Here is a 20,301-nt window from a genome sequence, read left to right as displayed (position 1 = left end):
TCGCTCCCCGACTCCCTGAAGGTGATCGACGTGCTGAACAGAAGAGATGCGATCAAACTCGGTTCCGTCGTCGGCGCGGCCCTGGTCTTCCCGACGAAGCAGCTGGCGTCCGCGTTCTCTGACGATCCGCCGGGGGTGCCGCCCTTCTCGGTGCCGTTGTCGATCCCCCCGGTGCTGAAGCCCACGCGGAGCACGGCGGACGCCGACTTCTACGACATGCGGATCGCGGAGACCGAACTCGAGGTCCTCCCCGGCATCCGGACCAAGACGCTCACCTTCAACGGGAGCTTCCCCGGTCCGACCCTCCGCGCCCGGCGCGGTCGCGCCGTGGTGGTCAGGCAGTTCAACGGCCTGTCCGGCCCTGCCACCGTCCACCTGCACGGCGCTGACGTCCCGGCGTCGAGCGACGGGCACCCGATGGACCCGATCGCACCCGGCCAGTCCAGGGAGTACCGGTATCCGAACGACCAGCGGGCCGCGACGCTCTGGTACCACGACCACACGCACCACTTCGAAGGCGAACGGGTCTACCGCGGCCTTTCCGGCGCGTACCTGCTGTCGGATCCCGTGGACGAGCTGCTTCCGCTGCCCACTGGCGAATTCGACGTCCCCCTGATGCTGCGGGACGCGAAGTTCGACAGCAAGGGCCAGCTCGTCTTCGTGCCGGACGACTTCCTCAACCGGCCGACGGTGCTCGTCAACGGACGGCCGCAGCCCTACTTCGAGGTCAAGCGGAAGCTGTACCGCCTCAGGCTGATCAACGGCTCGAACCTCGAGATGTTCAAGTTCCGGCTCTCCACCGGAGCGCCGTTCCTGCAGATCGCGTCCGACGGCGGTTTCCTGCGCGTGCCCGCGGTGCGGCAGGAGATCGACGTCTGGCCGGCGGAGCGTGCCGAGGTGCTGGTGGACTTCCGGTCGGTTCCGCCGGGCACCGCCATCGCGCTGCAGAACGTGGCGGCCCTGTCCGAGAACAAGCGCGACATCCTGCAGTTCCGGGTCGGCGACGGGGGTTCGTGGGCCAAGCCGGAGATCGCCATCCCCAGCTGGTCGGGCGGCGGGCGGGTCCCGCTGGTGCGGGGACAGGTCCCGGGTTGGCCGGCCAACAACGCGCTGCGAGGCCGGGTCACGAGAACCCGGCGGTTCGTCCTGCGCCTCGATCTCGCGAAGGGCCAGTTCGTCATCAACGACCAGGGGTTCGACCCGGACCGCGTGGACGCGACGATCGAGCACGGCTCGACCGAGATCTGGGAGATCGTGAACGACGACGCCGCTCTCGGCATCCAGCACACGCTGCACCTGCACCTCGTGCAGTTCCGGGTCCTCGACCGCAACGGCAAGCCCGAGCCCGCCCACGACTCCTACCCGAAGGACACCGTCCGCCTGTTCCCCGGCGACGTGGTCCGCATCCAGGCGACGTTCGACTCCCACCTCGGCCGGTACCCGTTCCACTGCCACTTCCTCGACCACGCGACCCACTCGATGATGGGCCAGTTCGAAGTCGTGCCCAAGCGATGAGGGGCCGGGCGCGGGTGGTGACGGCGAAGCCGGTCACCACCCGCGCCCGCAGACCGCGATGGGACACACCGACGGCCTCACACGCCGAGACTGCGCGTGGAAGCTCAGTCCGACTCGTCCGGACGGTTGCGCCCAAGGGACTCGTGCGCGGAGACGAACTCGCCCGCGCACTGGGCGACCGCGCAACCGATCTCGCCCGCCAGCAGCACCGCGGCGATGATCTCCGCCAGTTTGGCCACCTTGCCGGTGCCGGCGCAGCCGACCATGCCCAGCGTCGCCTGGAAGGCCGGAAGGCCCGTCCCGCCCCCGACCGTTCCCACGACGAGCGTGGGCAGCGTCAGGGAGATCTCCAGGTCGCCACTGCTCGTCACGCGGGAGTCCACGATCCCCTTCGCACACTCGCCCAGGTAGGCCATGTCCTGCCCGAACGCCTGGAACAGGCCGGCCATGCCGTTGGCGACGTGGATGTTGAGCGATGAGCTGCCGTGCAGCGCGAGCGTGCTCCGGTAGGCCTGGACGTACCGGTCCAGCCGCAGCACGTCCGTCCGCCCCTGAGAGGCCACGACATCCGCCGGGAGAACCGCCCGGGCGGTCACCGCCTTGCCCTTCAGGCGTGCCGGAATGGGCTTCTTGTCCTCCGGGTACGGCAGGAACTCCTCCAGCTCGATGCCGCTGTACCGGACGACGTGCTCCGAAACCGCGGCTATCGCTTTGCTCGCCATGTTGCTGCCCATCGCGTCACCGGTGGTGAACTCCACTGAAACCAGCACGGTGGAGCCGACGTGCTCGTAGTGGAACCGCTGCGCGCGCAGATGACCGCTGGTGCTCTCCGCCACGGCGAGAAGCACCTGTTCCTGATTTCGGCACCACAGCACGAGGTCCTGCGCTTCGCGGAGGCTGTTCACGCGGTAGTGGATGCCCCGCAGGAAGCGGTCGGCCGTCACGACGACTTCGCAGCCCCCCGACGCCTTGAGCATCTTCGCACCGCGGCTGTACGAGGCCACCAGGGTGCCCTCCAGCGTCGCCATGGGGACCACGAACTCGCCCACGGCGTGCTGTCCGTTCACCAGCACGGGACCGCAGAGTCCCAGGGGGACCGGTACGGCGCCGACGAAGTTCTCGACGTTGCCCGCGACGTCGCTCTCGGTGAGCGTCGTCTCCAACGCCGTGATCAGCTTCTTGTCGTCGGAAAGCAGTTCCGCCAGCAGGTTCCGCCGCTGACGCTCGCTGGTGCGCGAGATGTGCATCTTCACATGCCGTTCTGCCGAGTGGTGGGAGAGGCGCTTCGTCGAAGTCGTGGGACCACCTCGGCCTCGTGTTCCGCGAGGCGGCCCCACGTGTCGCGCCAGTTCTGCGAGGACGTTCCCGAGTTCCGCACCTCAGGAGTGGAGGAGGTCGCCGATCGCGTCGGTTCCTTGCGACACAGGGGTTTCGCCCGCACTTTCGACGATGTCGGTGATGGTGCGAAGCGCGTCGTACTGCGCGTACTCGGCTTGCAGCCGTTGCGCGGCGGCGCGGTAGCTGTCGTCACGCAGCACCTTGCTCACCGCCGCACCGATGTCAGAGGCGCGCGGCCTGCCCGTCGCGAGGTTGATGGCCGCGCCGGTCCACGCGGCGTGCGCGCTGGAGTCCTTCTTCTCCTCGGTCTCGCCCGCCAGGACGAGGGGCACACCACGGCTCAGGGCCATCTGCATCCCGCCGAACCCGCCGTTGCTGACGAACACGTCGACATGCGGGAGCAGCTGCGTGTACGGGATGTACTCCGCGGCACGCACGTTGTCCGGGAGGGCGCCGAGATCGCTCACCGGCCGGCCGCCGGTCGTGGCGATCACGAGGCAGTCCTGGCCGGCCAAGGCCTCGATCGTGGGCAGCATCAGCTCGGAGTAGTCGTCGTTGCTGACGGTGCCCTGCGAAACGAGAACCACCTTTTCGGCGTTGAGCACGTCTTCCCACCACTGCGGCAGCGGCACGTCCTGGTGGTCCGCCTCCCACGGCACGCCCACGAAGCGAACCGAATCGGGGAGGTCGCTGCGCGGGTACTCCAGGGAGGGGATGGACAGGTGCAGGCATTCGTCGGGCACCACGACCTGCGCGTCGAAGTAGGAGGGCAGCGTGCCGGTGCCGCCGCAGTCGCGGACCAGCTGCTCCGCGAGGCGTTGCGCGGAGGAGAACGCCGCGCGCACCTCCGCGTTGAGCCGGGCGTTGCGCTCCCGTCCGCTCGGTGACGCGTCGGGCAGCAGTCCCATGCCGAAAGGCGCCGTGTCCACGCTGTACAGGGGAAGCACCGTGACACCGAGACCGAGCACCCGCGCGGGCCGGATGCCCGGCGCGCCCAGCTGGATCGGCCACAGCCCGTTGAAGTACATCTCGTGCAGCACGACCGTGGGCGTGTCCGGTTGCTGGGCGAGAACCTCCTGGACGGCCTCGTGCTGCTCCCGCATGGGCTTGGCCAGCACCTCGGTGAGGTAGACGGCGATCTGCTCGACCCCGGGCGCGGCGGCGACGAGCTCCGGGACGGTTTGGTACACGTTCGGGCCGTCGTAGTCGGCGTGCCCCTTGAGCGGGTGGAAGGTGGCGCCCGTGCCGAGGACCGCGTCGCGCAGGTTGGTGCCGGTGACGAAGGTGACGTCGTGACCCCGGGCCACCAGGTGGGCGGCGATGGGGCGCAGCGGGTTCACGTGTCCGGGAAAGGGAATCGCTGCCATGACCACGCGCGTCATACGTTGACCTCCAGAAGAGCATCTCGAAGAAAGATCGGTCACCAGAACAGGACCAGCGACGTGGGAAGTGAGTCCGCGGAGGACTCGGCAGTGCCGCGGGAGGTGATGTGCGCGGACCTGGACGCGCAGGCGTGACGACCCGCGGATCACCGACTCGGTCGGAGAATCGCCGGTCTGCTCAAGCAGGAACGCTCGCGGGTGCATCGCCGCGGGCAGCTCGCACGAGTTTCATCAGCACGGACCTGACGCTGCACTCGAGGTAGGTGTGGTGCCCCTCGGCTCCGAGCGCCAGCAGGGAGTCCAGGAACGCGACCGGACGCACGAGGTGACACGCCAGCACTTCGCGGACATCGGCCGGACGCTCGACCCGGCGCCCCAGCACGGGGGAGTGGACCGGGATGCTCGGCGCGGCACAGGTGATCGTGTCCACCACGGCGGAGAACCGGGCCGCGGCCTCGTCGAGCAACGCGTTGTGGAACGGGTAGGACACGTGCAGCCGGGTCGTCTCGATGCCCGCCGCCGCGGCGAGGTGGACCAGGCGCCGCAGCGGTTCGGCCGGGCCGGAGACGACGACCTGCTCGGTGCTGTTGTCGACGGCGAGCACCGTTCGCTGATCGGCGAGCCCGGTGAGCAGTTCGTCGACGTGTCGTCTGTCGGTGCGCAGCGCGACCATGCCGCCGTCGGGCAGACCTGCTCCGCGCAGTGCCTCGTCGCGCGCGATGATCAGCCGGACCGCGTCTTCGAGCGAAACACATCCGGAGGCCACGAGAGCGGCGAACTCGCCGAGGCTGTGACCCACCAGAACGGCGGGCGACAGGCCGCAGCACCGGGTGTAGAAGTCGTACAGGCAGATCTCGGTCGCGAAGATCGCCAGGTGGAGCCTGCCGGGGTTGTCCTCGACCAGGCTTTCCAGCGTCGGCGCTGTGCGGTCGGTGAGCAACTCGGCCACCTCGGGTCCGCCCGCGGCCCCGGACGCCGCGTTGATCCGCTCCAGCACGGCGGGCAGTCCCGCGAAGTCGTCCGCGAACTCGTGCAGGCCACCCGGGAGATAACCGCCGTGGCCGGCGAAGAGGAAAACCGGGTCGGCGCTTTGCGTGTCCACAAAACTCCCTCGTCGGTGTGCTGTGCCCGAATATTGCGGTCGTGCCGGTGGTCGACAAGGCGTCATTCCGCCCTGTGGAACGGGGTGATCGTCCGCCCTGCGGGTCGGTACGCGTCGGTGGCCGGTTCACGGCGGGAGACCGAACATCCGGTGGAGCACGTCCAGCGGCAGCTCTTCTCCGTGCCGATCGGCCCTCTCCACCGGCACGGTTCGAAAATCACAGGCGAAATCTTCGATGAGTTGGCCCTGTCGCGTTCGAGGCTCCCTCTCGACCAGTGCAAAGCGCTGCCGGAGTCGAGGTGAGCAGGACTCGTGGAATTCGTCCTCCCGGGAACAGCGGATGAACTGCGAATTGATTCTCACTGTGCCGCGCACCCGTGCATCACCCGATCGGGTGACAGCGAGCGTCATCGGTTGTTGCGGTGATTGCGGAAAACCGCACTGTGGAGCACTGCGAGATTGCGGAGTTCCGCAGGTTCGCCCCCACCGGGATTCCATACCGTCGAGCACCGGTCCTCCGCAGATCGCGTCGAGGAGGTGGTGAGGGGTGGTGGCGGTGTTGTCGATCAGCACGTCGTGCACGGATTCGCAGCCTGGAGGCGATAGCCGCCAACCGGACGGCGACGCCGTGACCGGCAAGGCCGCCGCGGCGAAGGTGCTCGCCGTTCTGGAGGCTTTCAGCCTCTGCCAGGGCGAGGTCGGCGTCGCCGAGTTGGCGCGGAAGGCGGGTCTGCCGAAGTCGACGACGCACCGGATGCTGGGGTTCCTCTGCGATGAGGGCTTCGTCAAGACCGCTGCCGGGCGCTACGAGCTGACGGTCAAGGTCGCGAGGTTGTCGTCTTCCAGCACGGACGTCGACCCCGGGCTCTACGACCGCGTTCTCCCGTATCTGACCGACCTCCACGAAACGGTCAAGCACCCGGTTCTGCTGGTCATCCGTGCGGGAGGCGTCGCGCGGGTCGTCAAGCGGGTGTGCGGCAGCCGAGCCGCGAGTTTCGCGACCCACCTCGGCGACACGCTGCCCCTGCACTGCACGGCCGCGGGCAAACTGCTGCTGGCGCACGCGTGGACCCAGGCAGAACAGGATCTCGAGCTGCACCGCTACACCGACCTCACCATCACCGACAGGGGGCGGCTCCAGCGGGAACTGATCTCGACGCAGGCCAGCGGCATCGCGACGGACGTCAACGAATGGCGGCTCGGGGTGACGAGCCTGGCGGTCGCGCTGCGGATCTGGGGATCCGCGCCGGCCGTGATCGCGGTGGTCGGTCCCTCCGCCAGGGTCGACGTGCGCGCAGTGGCTCCCCAACTCCGGCGGCTCGCGCACCACGCCGCGCTGGGGATGCGGGATTCCCAGCTCCGATCTGTTGCGACGTGACGGTGCCGCACGACGTCGACGTGTTCAGTGTCAGGGCTCACCAGGCATTTCACCGATGCAGCCGGCCTGCCGAGGAGTTTCCGTCCGGTACGTCGTCGACCGGGTAGTCGGTGTACCCGGTCGCGCCGCCCGAGTAGAACGTCGTCTGGTCCGGGAAGGCTTCCGGACGATCGGCTTGCCAGCGCCGGGGCAGATCGGGGTTGGCGATCGCGGCGCGTCCGACAGCGACGGCGTCCGCCTGTCCGGTGCCGACGAGATCAGCTGCGGTCCGCCGGTCGGTGACCGAGGAGAAGCCGGTGTTGACGATCAGGGGTGAGCCGGAGATGCGCCGGAGGTCCTGGACCAAGGCGCTGCCGGAGGCAGTCGAAAAGCGCAGCGCAGGTGGCCGACACGTCCTCTTCGTCGAGCTCCAGCGCGCCTTGGACGTTGGCGCCGGGCGAGACGCGGATGCCGACGCGGTCCGCACCGATCGCATCGGCGACGGCGACCTCGACGACGAACCGCGCCCGGCGGTGCGAAGTGCTCAAGCCGATGCACGACGCGGACGAAGTCCTATGTGGACATGATTCTGCCGGATCCGGTCACCGCACCGGCCCCGATCTGTCGGCCACGTCGCTGTTCCGTCCGGCGGAACGGCCGGTTGTGCCAAACGACCGCCGTTCGGCAGATTTCGCATGTCGGCATCGAATCGCCCGGCGGATGATTCGGGTGTTCCGCCTCTGAATCCGGAAGTCCTTTCCTCCCTTTGAATTCGCCGAGTTCCGAGGTGCTCACATGTCGAGGAGTGCGGTCGTCACGGGACTGTGCGCGTGGCTGCCCCCGGGGTGGTGACGAACGCCGAGCTGTGCTCGCCGCTACGAAGGCGACCACGCCCTCTTCTCGGAACTGCGGGACCGGGCCCAGCGCTGTCGCGGTGCCCGTGCCTTCCCCGCCCTGCCGGTCAGCGACGGCGCGCCTCTCCGGTGACCGGCGAGCACGCCGCCGAGGGACAACTCGCCGTCTTCCGAGAGCGCACAGCGCGGCCCTGAAGGGGGTTGGAGCGCAAGGAGTTCGCGACGTTCCGCGGCGGCAGGCCCACTCATCCGAGGAAATTTCGCCTCGGCCAGAGCGTGCGGCTGCTCTCCGTTCTGCCTGGAGGTCCTGGTCCGGAGGGCGGATTTCCAGTCACGGCAACGATTTCCGTGTCAGGAGGAATGACTGGCTCGATCGCGCTGCCGCGTTCCGGTGCGCGGGACGGTTCGTTGACCGGTCCATGATCCACTTCCAGGGTGGATCACGTGGGGAAGTGTCTGCGACCCATCGAGAGCTGAGGAACCACGTGATGTCTTCCGACTTGGAACTTTCCGCCACCGCGGTCGAAAAGTGGCTCGTGGAACGCCTTTCGGAGCTCACCGGCACACCTGCTCAGTTCATCGACGTGGACGAGCGGATCAACCGCTACCTCCGCGACTCGGTGCACATGGTCCGCCTGCTGACCGATCTCGGGACCGAACTGGGCAGGACGCTGCGGCCCACGATGATGTGGGAGAACCCCACCGCCAGATCACTCGCCCAGGCGGTGAGCGCCTCCGCACGGCAGGGGGAGCCGAGCCCGGCTTCCGCTCCGGCCACGCGCGGCGCCCGCTCCGACGACCCCATCGCCGTCGTCGGCATGTCCTGCCGGTTCCCGGGCGCAGGTGACCTCGACGCGTACTGGTCGCTGCTGTCGAACGGGGTGGACGCCACCAGCGGCGTGCCGGCGCGGCGTTGGCACGCCGGCACAGCTCAGGTCGAGGCCTCTGCGGTGGACGACCGCGCCGGCAGCTGGCGTGGTGGTTTTCTGGAGCAGGTCGATGGTTTCGACCCGCAGTTCTTCGGCATCTCACCGCGTGAAGCGGCCGAGATGGATCCGCAGCAGCGGCTGGCGATGGAGCTGTCGTGGGAGGCGCTCGACGACGCGGGCATAGCGCCCCACAGCCTCCGGGACACCCGGACCGGCGTCTTCTTCGGCGCCATGTGGCACGACTACGCCCAGCTGGCCGCGGGTGACCTCGCCGGGACCACGCAGCACACCGCGACAGGTCAGGACCTCAGCATCATCCCCGCCAGGATCTCCTACTTCCTGGGGCTGCGCGGACCCGCCATCACGCTGAACACCGCCTGTTCGTCCGCGCTGGTCGCCATCCACCAGGCGCGGCAGAGCCTCCTGCTCGGCGAGTCGTCGCTCGCCCTGGCCGGCGGGGTCAACCTGATCCTCGCGCTGGACAGCATGGTCGCGATGGACCGGTTCGGCGCTATGGCGCCGGACGGGCGGTGCAAGGCGTTCGACAGCAGGGCGAACGGGTACGTGCGAGGTGAGGGCGGCGGTGTGGTGGTGCTCAAACCGTTGTCCCGCGCACTGGCCGACGGCGATCCCGTCTACTGCGTCATCCGGGGCAGCGCGATCAACAACGACGGCTTCAGCAACGGCATGACCGCACCCAGTCCGGCCGCTCAGGTGGAGGTCCTGCGAGACGCCTACGCCAACGCCGGGATCGACCCCGCGCACGTCGACTACGTCGAGGCGCACGGCACCGGGACGATGCTCGGCGACCCGATCGAGGCGGGAGCGCTGGGCGCGGTGCTCGGGGCGGCCCGCCCGGCCGACCGCCCACTGGTGCTCGGCTCGGCGAAGACCAACATCGGCCACCTCGAGGCGGCCGCGGGGATGGCGGGCTTCATCAAGACCGTTCTGGCGCTGTGCCACCGTTCCATCCCGCCGAGCCTGCACTTCGAGAACCCGAACCCGCACATCGACTTCGACGGCCTGCGGCTGCGGGTCGCTTCGCGGCGCACGCCGTGGCCACGGCACGACCGTCCCGGGCTCGCCGGGGTGAGCGCCTTCGGTTTCGGCGGCACCAACTGCCACGTGGTCCTGCAGGAAGCGGGCGCGGGCGGGGCGCACCTGGTGCCGCTGTCGTCCCGTGACGAGGACGGGCTCCGCGCCGCGGCGGCAGAGCTCCTCGAGGCGTGCGGGCGACCCGGTGCGACGATGCCGGCGCTGCGTTCCGCTGCCGTGGCCCGGGGAGTCGGGGAGGAGCAGCGGCTGGCGGTCACCGCGGAGGACCCCGCCGATCTGGCGAGGCGGCTCACCGCGCACCTCGACGGCCGCCCCCTGCCCGGCACGGCGACAGGCCTCGTGGAAGCGGATCGAGCCAACCCGGTGTTCCTGTTCGCCGGTCAGGGATCGCAGTGGCTCGGCATGGCGAGGGACCTGGTGCTCGAACCGGCCTTCCTGGCCGCTTTGCGGCGTTGCGACCGCGCGATGCGCTCCCACCTCGACGTGCCGGTCCTGGACGTGGTGCTCGCGGACGACCCGGCCTGGCTCGAGGACCTGCGGCTGGTGCAGCCGGCGATCTTCGCCGTGCAGGTCGCCCTCGCCGCTCTGTGGCGCTCCTGGGGAGTGCACCCCGGTGCCGTCGTGGGGCAGAGCCTGGGCGAGATCGCGGCAGCCCACGTGGCGGGGTGCCTGAGCCTGGAGGACGCGGTGCGGATCGTCTGCGTCCGCAGCAGGATCGTGCACGGCGCCGCGTCCGGCTCGGGCGCGATGGCCGTGGTCGAGCTGCCGGCCGAGGAGGCCCGCCGGGTGATCGCGAGCCGCGCGGACGAGATCTCGATCGCCGTCAGCAGCGGTCCGAACTCGACGGTGATCTCCGGAGCGGCTGATGCCGTGCGGGACCTCTCGTCCGAACTCGCCCGGTCGGGGATCACGCTGCGGCCGATCCAGGTGGACTACGCGTCGCACTCCCCGCAGATGGATCCGCTGCTGCCCGAGCTGCGATCGGCGCTGAGCGGCGTGCGTCCCCATCGCGGTGTCATCCCCTTCTACTCCACGGTTGCCGGCCAGGACGTGGCCGGTGACGAGCTGGACGCCGAGTACTGGTGCGACAACCTGCGCGAGCCGGTCCTCTTCGCGGAGGTGGTGCGGCTGCTCGTCGCCGAGGGGCGGCGCGACTTCATCGACGTGAACCCGCACCCGCTCCTCGTGCACGACGTGACCGAGTGCCTGGCGGAGGCCGGTCGCGAAGGTCACGTGCTGCCGTCCTCCCGGCGCGCCGAGCCGAGCCGCTCGGTGCTGCTCGACTCCCTCGGCCGCCTGTACTGCCTGGGGCAGGACGTGAACTGGGCCCGTGCGCACGCCCGGACCGGCCGGGAGCCGGCGGAACGCCCGCACGCGCTGGACGGGCAGGAGCGGGAGCCGGTGGTGCTGCCGCTGTCCGCGCACACCCCGGCCGCGCTCGCCGAGGCAGCCACCGCACTCGCCGACGTCGTGCGGACCGCCGCGGACCTCGGGGACCTCGGTTACACGGCCGCCCGTCGCTCTCCGCACGCGCGACGCCTGGCCGTCGTGGGTGCTTCGCGGACCGAACTCGCCGATGCACTCGAAGGAGCCGCGGAACGGCCGTTGGCGCCGACGTGGAAGAAACCGTCCGTCGTGTTCGTCTTCCCCGGGCACGGCGCCGCGTGGCCGGGGATGGGCCTGGACCTCGCCGCGACGGAGCCGGTGTTCAGGGACGCGCTCGAGGACTGCGACGCGGCCATCCGGCGGATCAGCGGGTTCTCCGTCCTCGAGTACCTGCGGCGGGAGAACGGGGAAGTGGACATCCCGTTGATCGAGGAGGTGCAGCCCGCCCTGTTCGCGATGGAGGTCGCGCTGACGGCCCTGTGGAGGTCCTGGGGCGTCGAACCGGACGCGGTCGTGGGGCAGAGCATGGGGGAGATCGCCGCGGCACACGCCGCCGGCGCACTGTCCCTCGAGGACGCCGCACTCGTGATCTGCCGCCGGAGCGCGCTCCTGGCGTCGATCCGCGGGCAGGGCGCGATGGCGCTGGTCGAGCTCGGCCTCGAGGAGGCGCGGACGCTCATCAGCCGGTGGGACGGCCAGGTCGAGGTCGCAGCGAGCAACAGCCCGTCCTCGACGCTGCTGGCCGGGAGTCCCGAGGCGGTCGAAGAGGTGCTGGGAGAGCTCGAGCGCACGAACGTGTTCGGGCGGCGCATGGTCGTCGACGTGGCCGGGCACAGCCGGCAGGTGGAGCCGCTGCTCGGCGAACTGCGCGCCGAGCTGCGCGGGGTCTGGCCCGCCGCGACCTCGGTGCCGTTCTGCTCCAGCGTGACCGGCGCGATGAGCGCGGGCGAGGAGCTGGGGACCTCGTACTGGCTGCGGAACCTGCGTGAACCGGTGATGCTCGGGCCGGCCGTCGCCCTGCTCGCCGAGCAGGGACACCAGGTGTTCCTGGAGATCAGCCCGCACTCCGTGCTCGGCCCGGCGATCGACGCGACGCTGCACTCGGTCGGCGCGACGGCCACCACGATCGCCAAGGCGCACAGGAAGCGGGGTGAGCGGACGGGCCTGCTGGAAGCCGTCGCGGCGCTGTACACGGCGGGGTGCGAGGTCGATTGGGACCAGGTGCAGCCCGCCGGTGGCCGCACGGTTCCGCTGCCCGCCTATCCCTGGCAGCGCGAACCGTACTGGCTCGACCGCGTTCGTGCCGCTCGACGCGACAGGACGAGCGCGATCGACGACGGTTCGCTCTCGGAGCCCGAAGAAGCCGCCCCGCAGGAGGCCGCGGGGAGCGTCGACGACGGTGCGGCCTTCGAGGACCGGCTGGCGAACCGGGTGGCCTGGGTGCTGCGCCTGCGGCAGGACGAGGTCCAGCGGGACGTCCAGCTGAGCAAGCTGGGCATGACCTCCTTGATGGCAATGGAACTCCGCAACCTGGTGCTGCGCGATCTGGCCGTGGAGATCCCGGTCTCACGAGTGCTGCGTGCGGACGGGGTCTCCGCACTCGCGGCTGAGGTGCGGACGTCGGCCGGCGCCGGCCAGACGGCGCCCGGTGCCGCGACGGTCGTGGGATCGATGGACTGGATGGAGCTGTGAACGCGATGACCTCACTGGTGGAACTGCTGGGGCGGGGCGTGCAGCTGACGCCGGCCGGGGACCGGCTGCGGCTGCGGGCCGCTCCGGGAACCCTCGGCCCCGCCGAGCGGGATGCGGTGGGGGAGCACAAGTCCGAGCTCCTGGACCTGCTCGGCGGGCGCTCGGCCTGTCGGCTGACCGGTGTGCAGGACCGCATCTGGTTCCTCGACAGGCTCGACCCGACGGGAGTGGCGTACACGTTCACCGTCACCTACCGGATCGAGGGGCCGGTCGACGCGCCGGCGCTCGCCACCGCGCTGGAGACCGTCTGGCGCCGTCACCCCGGCCTGCGGGCGACCTTCGAGGAGATCGGGGGAGTGCCGGTCCAGTTCATCGAGCCGGCGTCGAACCCCGTGCTGAGGACCGCCGATCTCCTCGGTGCCACTGACGAGGAGGTCGACCGGGAGCTGCGAGATGCCCTGATCGCGCCGTTCGACCTCGCTCGTGGCCCGTTGATGCGTTCGGTGCTCGTGCGCACCGGGGAGCGGGAACACGTGTGGGGGCTGACCCTGCACCACCTGGTCGCCGACGGGTGGACCACCGGGCTCGTCGTGCGGGAGATCTCCGAGATCCTCAACGGCGAGAGCGGTGCGGTCGCGGGCTTGGACTACACCGACTACGCCGAGTGGGAGCGCACACACGCCGACACCCCCGCCTCAGCCGAGAACCTGGACCACTGGGTGGGGGCGTTGTCGGGAAGCACTCCGCTGGAGCTGCCGCTGGACCACCCGCGCCCGCCCCGGCGCGGCCACGCGGGCGCGCGGGTCGACTTCGTCCTGCGACCGGAGCTGACCGCCCGGCTCACGGAGTTCGGCAGGGAGGAAGCGGCAACCCGGTTCGCCACGCTGCTCGCCGTGTACCTCGTGCTGCTGTGGCACTCCACCGAGCGCGAGGACATCTCGATCGGCACGCCGTACGCCAACCGGCTGGACCCCGGGTTCGAGCGGACCGCCGGGTGCTTCGTCAGCACCCTGGTGCTGCGCGTCGGCCTGTCTTCCGAGCTGAGCTTCCGCGAGCTGGTGCGCAGGACCGCCGCCGTGTGCGCCGACGCCTGGGACCACCAGAACTACTCCTACGAGAAGCTGGTGAGCGAGGTGGCCGGAAGCCGGGACCTCAGCCGCAGCCCGCTGTTCCAGGCGTTCTTCGCCTTCCAGGACGCGTTCCACCCGCTGAGGCTGCCCGGCGCCACGGCCGAGCTGCGCCCGTTCGACACCGGCAGCGTCCAGTTCGACCTCGAACTGCACTTCCACCCCGGCATCGACGAACGGGACCTGCTGGGGAGCTTCTACTACGACACGGCACTGTTCGAGCGCTCGACGATCGAGGCCATGGCCCGTCGCTGGCAGCACCTCGCCGCGTCGCTGATCGGCTCCCCGGACCTGCCGATCGGTGACGTCTCCCCGATGACCGAGCTGGAGCGCCGAAACCTCCGCAGGCGCAACAGCACCGCGTCGGACCACGCACGGGACACGACGGTCGACCGGCTCGTGGCGGCGTGGGCCGAGGCCGACCCCGAGCGCGTCGCCGTCCTCTGCGACGGCCGTGAGCTCAGCTACGCGGAGCTGGACAGCGCGGTGTCGGCGTTGGCCTGCCGCATCGACGCCGCGGGAGGCCGTGGCCGGCGAATCGGGATCTTCCTGGACCGCGGCCCCGAGATGGTGGTGGCGGTGCTGGCGGCGCTCCGCGCGGGCGCGGTCTTCGTCCCGCTGGCCACCGATCTGCCCGAGGAGCGGATGGCCTGGATCGTCGAGGACACCGGCATGTCCCTGGCGGTCACGCGATCGGACGTCGCCGCCCGCCTGCCCGAGCGGGTCCGGCCGCTGCCGGTCGACGGGCTACCGGGCGCGACGCCGGACGGGCCGCTCGAGCCGCCCGCCTCCGGCAGTCCCGCCTACGTGCTGCACACGTCCGGGTCGACGGGCCGGCCCAAAGGTGTCGAGGTGCGGCACGACAACCTGCTGAACCTGCTGCACGCGATGGCGGTGAAGCCGGGGATCCGGCAGGACGACGTGTTCCTCGCGGTGACCAGCCTGTCGTTCGACATCTCGCTGCTGGAGCTGCTGCTCCCGCTGGTCACCGGTGCCGCGGTCGTCGTCGCCACCGCGGAGGAGGCGACGGACCCGGCTCGCCTGGCCGATCTGCTGGACACCAGCGGTGCCACCATCATGCAGGCGACACCCTCCACGTGGCGGATGCTGTTCGACTCCGGCTGGAAGGGCCTGTCCCGGCTCACCGCGCTGTGCGGCGGGGAGGCCATGAGCCGCGACCTGGCCGACCAGCTCCTGGCCGGGTGCAAGGAGGTGTGGAACCTCTACGGTCCGACCGAGACGACGATCTGGTCCGCCCGCTGGAAGGTCGACGCGTCCGATCCCGTGCGCATCGGAGAGCCGATCGAGAACACCCGGTTCTACGTCGTCAACGGACGCGGCCTGCTCGTGCCACCCGGAGTGCCGGGCGAGCTGTGCATCGCGGGCGAGGGCGTCGCGAACGGCTACCTGAACCGGCCGGAGGAGACCGAGCGGCGATTCGTGGACCTGGCGGAGGTGCCCGAGCGCGTCTACCGCACCGGTGACCTGGTCCGCGAGCTGGCGGACGGCACCCTGACCTTCCTGGGCAGGACGGACCAGCAGCTCAAGGTGCGCGGTCACCGCGTCGAGGCCGCCGAGGTCGAACACGCGCTGCGCCGGCACCCCGCCGTCGTCGACGCCGCGGTCACCCTGACAGCGGACGGGGTGCTCGTCGCCCACCTGGCCGCGCACGACGGCGACACCGTCTCCGCGGAACAGCTCAGAGAACTGCTCGCTCCTGTCCTCCCCGCTTACATGGTGCCGCAGCGTTTCGCCATGCACACGACGCTTCCGATGACTCCCAACGGCAAGATCGACCGCACGGCGCTTTCGTCGATGGTCCCGGAGTCGGCTCCGGCCGCCACCGCGTACGAACCGCCCGTCGGCGAGACCGAGGCGGTCGTCGCGGAGATCTACGGCGACCTCCTCGGCCGGACCGGGATCGGCAGGCACGACGGCTTCTTCGAGCTGGGCGGGCACTCCCTGCTGGCCACCAGGGCGCTGTTCCAGGTCGAGGAGCGCTTCGGCGTGCGGGTGGAGCTGCAGATCCTCTTCGCGCACCCCACGGTGTCGGCACTCGCCGCACGGATCGACGACGACCTCACCCGCGGTGCCGGGGACGACCTCGCCATCAGCGCCGCGCTCGACCAGCTCGAGTCGATGTCGGACGAGGAAGTCGCCCGCCTGCTCGACGACCTCAACTGACGAACCAGCGAACCAGGAGACAGTGTGAACACGACCGACCGGCTCCAGCAGTTGTCCGACACCAAGCGGCTGGCGCTGCTGCGGCTGCTGGAGAACAAGAACATCGGGAACGACCGGCTGCTCACCCTGGAGGGGTCGAACGTCAAGGTGCTGCGGGAGGGCGCCCCGATCCTGTTCCTCTACCCGGCCACGGACGGCAGCGTGAGCTACATGAACAACTACCTGCCGCACATCCCCGAGGCCTGGGGCGTGTACGCCTTGCAGACCCCCGGCATGGATGGTGAGCAGTCGCCCTACCGCACGGTCGAGGAGCTGGCCGCCCACGGCATCCGCCAGATGCGCCGCGTCCAGCCGGAAGGCCCTTACTACGTCGCGGGGAACTGCATGGGCGGACTGCCCGCGTACGAGACGGCCCGCCAGCTGCACGAGCAGGGCGAACGGACCGGCCTCGTCCTGCACCTGATGCCGAACTTCAACCGCCCTTGGAAGGAGCTGCCGGTCGACAGCTCCTCGTTGCAGCAGCGGGCGATCATGGACTACGTCTACATCATCGAACGCCTGCTGGCCGTGCGGATCGACCTGCCGTGGGACGAGTTGAACGAGCTCGACGAAGAAGCACAGGTCGAGTTCGTCGTCCGCTACGTCGACGAGCACGATCTGCTGTCCGGAATGGACCTCGACGTCTTCCGCAACCGGATGGCCATCTACAAGGCGAACCTCTCGGCGATGCTCACCTACGACCCCCCGACCGGCTTCGACGGCAGCATCACGATCCTCGCCGTCGGCGAGGCCAGCCGGGAGGAGACCGTGATCCACGCGATGTCGCCTTACGCCGCACCCCTGCGGTCGATCCACCGCGACCAGATCAACACCATCTTCGTGGACGCCGACGGCGGCGCGCTGTTCGACGGCGCCGAGCCGGACATCGGCAAGATCGGCCGCGAACTGCGCGAGATCGTCTCCGCGGCGGGCGAAGGCACCCTGGCGTGACCGCCGAGGAACAGGACCGGTATCCGCACCTGTTCTCCCCGCTGGAGGTGGGCAACGCGCGTTTGAAGAACCGGATCGTGTTCCCGGCGATCATGAACAACTACGCGCGTCAGGGACTGGTGACCGATCGCACGGTCACCTTCTACGCCGAGCGCGCCGCCGGTGGTGCGGCGATGGTGGTCTCCGAGGCGCTGTTCGTCCACCCGAGCTCGGTGCCCCCGCAGACGGGTCTCGCGGCGTACGAACCCGCCAACGCCGAGGGGTTCGAGCGCCTCGCGGCCGCGGTCGAGGAACACGACTGCCGGATGGTCGGTCAGCTCCTGCACTCGGGCAGGCAGCAGGTGCGAGGTCCGGTGTCGAACAGCTCGATCGGGGTATCGCCCCTGCCGGACCCGTACAGCTGGACGGTTCCGCACGTGATGTCCACGTCGGAGGTCCGGATGATCGCCGAGTCGTTCGTGGCTTCCGCCGCCGTCCTGCAGCGCGCGGGGTTCTCCGGCGTCGAGGTGCACGCGGCGCACGGTCACCTGATCACGCAGTTCCTGTCGCCGTGGTCGAACACCAGGCAGGACGAGTACGGCGGCGACCTGGACGGGCGGACCAGGTTCCTGCGCGAGGTCCTGGCCGGCATCCGGTCGGTGTGCGGGTCGGGTTTCCTGCTGGGCTTGAAGATGCCGGGCGACGAACTGGTGGAGGGAGGCATCACCGCGGAGGAGTCGGCCCGCATCGCGAACCGGGTGAGCCGGGAGACTCCGCCGGACTACCTCGCGTTCGGCCAGGGCAACTCCTCGCTCAGCTTCGGCGACCACGTGCCCGACATGCACTACCCGCCCGGCCCGTACCTCGGGATCCAGCGCGACCTCAGGGAGGCGGTGACCCTCCCGGTCCTGGCGTTCGGCCGCGTCACCTCCGCTGCCGAAGCCGAGGCCGTCGTCCGGGACGGCATCGGTGACCTGGTCGGCCTGGGACGCCTCCTGGTGGCCGATCCCGGCTTCCCGGCCAAGGTGCGGGCGGGCCGCGAGCGGGAGGTGCGGCCGTGCCTCTACTGCAACGTGTGCTGGGGAGAGGTCACCAGTGGCCGCACGATCGCCTGCGTGGTCAACCCCGACCTCGGCACCGGTGGTGAAGCCGCTCGCCGGGTCCGCGGGGCGTCCACGAAGCGCGAGGTCACCGTGGTCGGCGCCGGTGTGGCAGGTCTCCAGGCCGCCGCGGCGGCGGCCGGGCACGGGCACCGGGTGACCCTGCTGGCCGGACCGCACCTCGGTGGCAAGGCGCGGGTGGAGTCGCTGTTGCCGGGACGCGCTGACATCGCCGCCACCCTGGAGCACCAGCGGTGGCTGGTGGAGCGCAACGGCGTGCGCGTCGAGCAGAGTGCGCGCGTGACGGAGGAGATGGTCCTCGCGACCGGTCCCGACGTCATCGTCCTCGCCACCGGGGCGCGGATGATGCGACCGCCCACCCTGGACGCCCACGGCGAGGAGGGCGTCAGCGTGCGGGACTACCTGCTCCGCGACGACAGCGGAGCAGGGCTGGGCACAGCGGTGCTGTTCGACTTCGACCACTCGGCCGGGACCTACGCGGTCGCCGACCTCCTGGCGCGGCGCTACCGCGAGGTGGTGCTCATGACGCCCAGGACGTCCCTGGGCGACGCGGTGCCCTACGTGAGCCGCCTGGGCGTCCACCGGAGGCTGCACGAGGCGGGCGTGCGCATCGAGTTGTCGACCGAACCGCTGCTGTACGAGGACCACGTGCTGCGCTGCGCGAACGTGTTCACCGGGCGGCTCACCGAGATCGAGGACGTGGTCCTGTTCACCTGGTCGACCCCCCGCCAGCCGGTCGACGAGCTGTCGGGTCCGTTGTCGGCGAGCGGAGTGCCCGTCCACGTCATCGGGGACGCGTACGCGCCGGGAACCATGCTCACGTCGATCCGGGAGGCCGAGATGCTCGGCAGGCGGCTGTGAGGGCACCTCGGCGGCCGATCCCCTGAGCTTCCGGTTCACCCAGTCAAACCCGTGGAGATGAGATGTTGAACAGCAGCACGGGCCGTTGCCCCGTGCAGGGGCGATTCGATCCGCTGGCTCCCGGCTACATCGCCGACCCGTATCCGGCGCTCGCCACCCTGCGCGAGGAAGCCCCGGTCTTCTACGAGCCGCGGCTCGACATGTGGCCGGTCACCCGGCACGAGGACGTCAAGCGGATCCTCACCGACCACGAGAGCTTCTCCGGCGCGATCACGCAGACCCCCTTCTACCCGCTCGCGGAGGAGGCGAAGGAGATCCTCGACGCCGGGTTCCACGCGACCCCGACCGTCTCCAACTGCGACCCGCCCAAGCACACCAGGGTCCGCGCCTTCAACGTCAAGGCGTTCTCCGCCAGGAGGGTCGCAGGGCTCGAACCGGTCATCCGGGCCTACACCACCGAACTGCTCGACGCTGTCGCGTCGAGGTCGCGGTTCGACCTGGTGCGGGAGTTGACGGCGCCACTGCCCGCCAAGATCGTGTTCAGCCTGATCGGCTTCCCCGAGTCGGACTCGGAAGCGCTCAAGGCGCTCGCCCTCAACCGCATGGCCTTCACCTGGGGCCGGTCCACAAAGGATGAACAGGTCAGGATCGCGGGAAGGATGGTCGAGTACTGGCGGTACTGCACGGACTTCGTCGCCGCGCGCAAGGAGGACCTGCGGGACGACTTCACCAGCGACCTGCTCCGCTCGCACCTCGCGGATCCCGCCGCGCTGTCGGTCGAGGAGATCGTCAACGTCATCCACGCGGTGAGCTTCGCCGGCCACGAGACCACGACCAACGCGTCGTCGAGCACGCTGCAGCGGCTGCTCGCGCACCGGGAACAGTGGGAGGAGATCTGCGCCGACCCCTCGCTGATCCCGAACGCGGTCGAGGAGGGGCTGCGCTTCGACCCGAGCCTGCACACCTGGCGCAAGATCACCACCAGGGAGGTCGACATCGGCGGGGTCACCGTCCCGGCGGGAGCCAAGCTGCTGCTCCTCATCGGTTCCGCGAACCACGACCCGGCGCGGTTCCCCGACCCGGACCAGTTCGACGTCCACCGGTCCAACTCCCAGCAGCACCTCACCTTCGGCAGGGGAATCCACGCCTGCTTCGGCGCTCCGCTGGCCCGGCTGGAGATGCGGGTCATGCTGGAGGAACTCACGGCACGCCTGCCCCACCTCCGGCTCGCGGCCGACGAAGTCGTGCGATACCACGAAAACGCGTGCTTCCGCGGCCCGGTGCAGCTGTGGGTGGACAACCCTTCCCCCGCCTGAGCCACCACCACGCACACGACCGGGTCCTTCTGCCCGGTGACGGGAACAGCCCGATCAAGGAGAACTGCACTGAGGTACTGGGAACGTCACATCGCATCGCCGGCCGATCCTC

At 70.1% G+C, this 20,301-nt stretch carries 12 protein-coding genes; 7 read left to right on the top strand and 5 right to left on the bottom strand.

Going from position 1 to position 20,301, the window contains the following annotated elements:
• The first annotated feature begins 30 nt into the window (after nucleotides 1-30).
• On the top strand, nucleotides 31-1,515 hold the full coding sequence (locus BLQ91_RS13785; protein ID WP_176959734.1) for a multicopper oxidase family protein: 1,485 nt from the start codon (nucleotides 31-33) through the stop codon (nucleotides 1,513-1,515).
• A 104-nt stretch (nucleotides 1,516-1,619) separates the two neighbouring features.
• Here BLQ91_RS13785 and BLQ91_RS13780 read toward each other — a convergent pair whose 3' ends face one another.
• The 4 genes from BLQ91_RS13780 to BLQ91_RS40275 form a co-directional block, all read right to left on the bottom strand.
• Nucleotides 1,620-2,762, bottom strand: coding sequence for a hydroxymethylglutaryl-CoA reductase (locus tag BLQ91_RS13780; protein ID WP_143022631.1), 1,143 nt, complete (start codon nucleotides 2,760-2,762; stop codon nucleotides 1,620-1,622).
• A 132-nt stretch (nucleotides 2,763-2,894) separates the two neighbouring features.
• The gene (locus tag BLQ91_RS13775; RefSeq protein ID WP_176959733.1) at nucleotides 2,895-4,235 is read right to left on the bottom strand and encodes a glycosyltransferase; all 1,341 of its coding nucleotides are present in this window, start codon (nucleotides 4,233-4,235) and stop codon (nucleotides 2,895-2,897) included.
• Between the two features lie 178 nt (nucleotides 4,236-4,413).
• Nucleotides 4,414-5,337, bottom strand: coding sequence for an ACP S-malonyltransferase (locus tag BLQ91_RS13770; protein ID WP_176959732.1), 924 nt, complete (start codon nucleotides 5,335-5,337; stop codon nucleotides 4,414-4,416).
• A gap of 126 nt (nucleotides 5,338-5,463) precedes the next feature.
• Complete coding sequence (locus tag BLQ91_RS40275; protein ID WP_143022630.1) at nucleotides 5,464-5,919, bottom strand: hypothetical protein; 456 nt, start codon at nucleotides 5,917-5,919, stop codon at nucleotides 5,464-5,466.
• A 46-nt stretch (nucleotides 5,920-5,965) separates the two neighbouring features.
• On the opposite strand from BLQ91_RS40275, the gene BLQ91_RS13765 reads away from it, so the two are divergent.
• Entirely contained in the window at nucleotides 5,966-6,715 is a 750-nt protein-coding gene (locus tag BLQ91_RS13765; RefSeq protein ID WP_176959731.1) for an IclR family transcriptional regulator, read from the top strand.
• Nucleotides 6,716-6,764: 49 nt separating this feature from the next.
• On the opposite strand, the gene BLQ91_RS41300 is transcribed toward BLQ91_RS13765, so the two are convergent.
• On the bottom strand, nucleotides 6,765-7,061 hold the full coding sequence (locus BLQ91_RS41300) for a beta/alpha barrel domain-containing protein (protein ID WP_090097165.1): 297 nt from the start codon (nucleotides 7,059-7,061) through the stop codon (nucleotides 6,765-6,767).
• A gap of 975 nt (nucleotides 7,062-8,036) precedes the next feature.
• Here BLQ91_RS41300 and BLQ91_RS13755 point away from each other — a divergent pair.
• From BLQ91_RS13755 to BLQ91_RS13735, 5 genes are all read left to right on the top strand, one after another.
• The gene (locus tag BLQ91_RS13755) at nucleotides 8,037-12,611 is read left to right on the top strand and encodes a type I polyketide synthase (RefSeq protein ID WP_090097164.1); all 4,575 of its coding nucleotides are present in this window, start codon (nucleotides 8,037-8,039) and stop codon (nucleotides 12,609-12,611) included.
• 5 nt (nucleotides 12,612-12,616) lie between these two features.
• On the top strand, nucleotides 12,617-15,922 hold the full coding sequence (locus BLQ91_RS13750) for a non-ribosomal peptide synthetase (protein ID WP_176959730.1): 3,306 nt from the start codon (nucleotides 12,617-12,619) through the stop codon (nucleotides 15,920-15,922).
• Nucleotides 15,923-15,946: 24 nt separating this feature from the next.
• The gene (locus BLQ91_RS13745) at nucleotides 15,947-16,912 is read left to right on the top strand and encodes a thioesterase domain-containing protein (RefSeq protein ID WP_090097163.1); all 966 of its coding nucleotides are present in this window, start codon (nucleotides 15,947-15,949) and stop codon (nucleotides 16,910-16,912) included.
• On the top strand, nucleotides 16,909-18,873 hold the full coding sequence (locus BLQ91_RS13740) for an oxidoreductase (RefSeq protein ID WP_245733401.1): 1,965 nt from the start codon (nucleotides 16,909-16,911) through the stop codon (nucleotides 18,871-18,873). The genes BLQ91_RS13745 and BLQ91_RS13740 overlap by 4 nt, the downstream gene beginning before the upstream one ends.
• Nucleotides 18,874-18,935: 62 nt before the next feature.
• On the top strand, nucleotides 18,936-20,189 hold the full coding sequence (locus BLQ91_RS13735) for a cytochrome P450 (protein WP_245733400.1): 1,254 nt from the start codon (nucleotides 18,936-18,938) through the stop codon (nucleotides 20,187-20,189).
• The last annotated feature ends 112 nt before the right edge of the window (nucleotides 20,190-20,301 follow it).

Source organism: Lentzea jiangxiensis (assembly GCF_900104175.1).
Lineage (GTDB): Bacteria > Actinomycetota > Actinomycetes > Mycobacteriales > Pseudonocardiaceae > Lentzea > Lentzea jiangxiensis.
The sequence above is the reverse complement of the archived record's forward strand: the minus strand, read 5'-3'. Positions and strand labels throughout refer to the sequence as shown.